3 protein-coding genes are annotated in these 3,045 nt (G+C 74.3%); 1 reads left to right on the forward strand and 2 read right to left on the reverse strand.

All coding sequences use genetic code 11. The annotated features are described in order from the left end of the window. The coding region (locus tag ACTIR_RS0105530) for a D-arabinono-1,4-lactone oxidase (RefSeq protein WP_026453524.1) at window positions 1-1,212 on the forward strand (1,212 nt) is incomplete at its 5' end. 16 nt (window positions 1,213-1,228) lie between these two features. On the opposite strand, the gene ACTIR_RS0105535 is transcribed toward ACTIR_RS0105530, so the two are convergent. Then, a complete protein-coding gene (locus ACTIR_RS0105535) occupies window positions 1,229-1,882 on the reverse strand; it encodes an NAD(P)H-binding protein (protein ID WP_026453525.1) in 654 nt (217 codons plus the stop codon). Window positions 1,883-1,965: 83 nt separating this feature from the next. Further along, on the reverse strand, window positions 1,966-2,691 hold the full coding sequence (locus ACTIR_RS0105540) for a hypothetical protein (protein ID WP_026453526.1): 726 nt from the start codon (window positions 2,689-2,691) through the stop codon (window positions 1,966-1,968). Window positions 2,692-3,045: the final 354 nt, after the last annotated feature.

A 3,045-nucleotide genomic window follows, 5' to 3' on the forward strand; every position in this document is an offset into this window, starting at 1 on the left:
GCGCGCGGCGGACGCATCCGGCCCCTCGGCAGCGGGCACTCGTTCAGCCCGGTCGCCGCGCCCGCCGACGGCGGTGCGGCACTCGACCTGCGGGACTGGACCGGCATCGAAACGGTCGACCACGACGCCGGCCTGGTCACCGTCCGCGCGGGCACCACACTGCGGCGGCTCAACGCCGAGCTGGACCGGCTGGGGCTGGCCCTGACCAATCTCGGCGACATCGACGCGCAGACGGTGGCGGGCGCGGTGTCCACGGGCACCCACGGCACCGGCGCCCGGTTCGGCGGACTGGCCACCCAGATCGCGGCACTGGAGCTGATCACCGCGGACGGCACACCGGTGCGCTGCGCCCCGGACGAGAATCCCGAGCTGTTCGCCGCCGCACGGGTCGGGCTCGGGGCACTCGGGGTGCTGACCACCGTGACACTGCGGTGCGAACCGGCGTTCGTGCTCGCGGCGCGGGAACGTCCGGAACCGCTCGACGACGTCCTGGCCGGGTTCCACGAACGCGCCGAGAAGACCGACCACTTCGAGTTCTACTGGTTCCCGTACGGCCGGAACGCCCTGGTCAAGAGCAACACCCGACTGCCGGGCGACACGACGACGCGCCCGCTGTCGGCCCTGCGCCGGTTCGTGGACTACACGGTCATGGAGAACGCCGCCTTCGGCACGCTGTGCCGGCTGGGCCGCGCGGTGCCCCGGCTCGTCCCCGCACTCGGGTCGGTCGCCTCCGCCGCGTTGTCCGCCCGCGAGTACAGCGACGTCTCCCACCGCGTGTTCGCCACCCACCGTGCCGTGCGGTTCGTCGAGAGCGAGTACGCGGTGCCGCGCGAGGCCGTGCTCGACGTGCTCGCCGAGCTGCGCACGCTGGTGTCCCGGCTGCGGCACCCGGTGGCCTTCCCCGTCGAGGTGCGCGTCGCCGCCGCCGACGACGTGTGGCTGTCCACCGCCCACGGCCGCGACTCCGCCTACATCGCCGTGCACCAGTACGTCGGGATGCCCTACCGGGAGTACTTCACCGGGTTCGCGCGGATCGCGGCCTCCGTCGGGGGGCGACCGCACTGGGGCAAGATGCACGATCTGGACGCCGCCGCACTGCGCGCGCTGTACCCGCGCTTCGACGACTTCCGCAGGCTCCGGGCCGAGGTCGACCCCGGTGGGGTGTTCGGCAACCCGTACCTCGACCGCGTGCTCGGCCCGGTGGACGGGTGATCCGGCCCCGGCCGGCTCACACCCGCGCGACGGCCTCGTCGACCGGGGTGTCGCCCGAGATCAGCCCGAGGGTGGTGCCGATCGTGCCGGTGTCGGACAGCATCGCGCGCACCACCGCGGCCACGTCGTCCCGCGGCACGTCGGCGCGGGACACCACCTCGGCCAGCCGTACCCTGCCCGTGCCGGGCTCGTCGGTGAGCCTGCCCGGGCGCAGGATCGTCCAGTCCAGGTCCCGGCCGCGCAGATCCTCCTCGGCCGCCGTCTTCGCCCGCAGGTAGGCGGCGAAGACCACGCCCACCTGCTCCTCGTCGACCGGCGCCCCGGCACCCATCGACGAGATCTGCACGAACCGGCGCACCCCCGCCTGTTCGGCCGCGTGGGCGAGGAGTACGGCGGCGGCGCGGTCGACGGTGTCCTTACGCGCCGTCCCGCTCCCGGGGCCCGCTCCCGCCGCGAACACCGCGGCGTCGGCACCGGAGAGCACCTCGCGCACCGCGTCGACCCCGGCCTCCTCCAGGTCGAGCAGCACCGGCTCGGCCCCCGCCTCGCGCAGGTCGGCGGCGTGGTCGGGATTCCGGATCAGCCCCACGGGGGTGTGCCCGTCGGCGGCGAGCAGCGCCGCCAACCGTAGCGCGATCTTGCCGTGTCCCCCGGCGATGACGACTCGCATACGACGAGCCTATCCGGCGCGGACCGGACGGGCACGGGATCGGGGACCGGTGCCGTGCCCGTCGGTCACGGACGCACGTGCGGTCAGGCCTCCGGGCGCGGGGCCCGGTCCGCCGCGGCGTGGCCGTCCCCGGTGGAGCCGGACACCGCCGGGGCGTGGTCGGAACCCCCGTCCGGGTGGCCGTCCTGCTCGGTCGCGAGCAGCTGCTCGTAGACCCGCTCGTTGACCCACCGCCACACCTCGTCGTCGCCGAGGGTGATCCGGTCGTCGCCACACCCGAGATCGAGGTCGAGGTGGGCGGTGTCGTCGGCGCCGACGACACCGATCCCGTGCAGCCGCGCCCGGGTCAGGCAGTGGTCCACGTAGTCGTGGCTCATCGTCACCGACGACGGCAGCACCATGGCCGCCTCCCCGTAGCGGGCGAACGGCACCGTGGTGGCCATCCCGGTCCGCCAGTGCCGGGCCACCGCGAGGACCCCGGAGATCCGGACGGCGGGCTGCGGAGCGACGTCGGCGAGTTCCGGCCAGGTCCACGTCGCGACGGTCGCCCGGTCGGTGACCGGGCCGACGCCCGTCGCGATCCGCTCGGCGTGCGCGTCCGGGCGCAGCCGCGCCACCACGAACACGCGCCTGCCGAACAGGGTCATCTGCGGCAGGACACTGCCCTGCCACCCGAGCAGGGGCGCGGCCCTGCGTGCGAGTTCCTCGGCCTCCGACGGGAGTTCGACGGGGGGAACGACACGACTCGGAACCGACCGTGCTTCGTTCTCACCGCTCGTGGTCGCGGTGTGCCCTGGTGGTACCGCCACGAAGTCCGCCTCCCTGTGTGACTCGCCTGCAAACGCCCGTGCCGTGCCGCCGTGCGGGCGGCACCTGACTTGATTACCAGCGCAGCGACACGGAGTCTGCGACTTCGCCGCGCACCTGCGACCGGCGGCGTCGGACGGTCGGTGATCGGTCGGTGGGCGGTCGGACGACTTCGGCCCGGCCATGCGGCCGTACGGGTGACGGTCAGCCGAGCGGCATTGCCGTGTGTACGCAGCGCACGCGGTCGACTCTGTTGTGCGACTACTCCGTTGTGCGGCCGACCCGCCGTGCGGCCGACCCGCCGTGCGGCCGACCCGCCGTGCGGCCGGGGACGGACACCACCGACACCGCGGACA

It is taken from the genome of Saccharomonospora iraqiensis subsp. iraqiensis (assembly GCF_000430445.1).
Taxonomy (GTDB): Bacteria; Actinomycetota; Actinomycetes; order Mycobacteriales; family Pseudonocardiaceae; genus Saccharomonospora; species Saccharomonospora iraqiensis.

Excerpts from the sequence above, each read along its gene's own strand:
- ACTIR_RS0105535 (WP_026453525.1), bottom strand. The coding sequence starts at position 1,882 with ATGCGAGTCGTCATCGCCGGGGGACACGGCAAGATCGCGCTACGGTTG.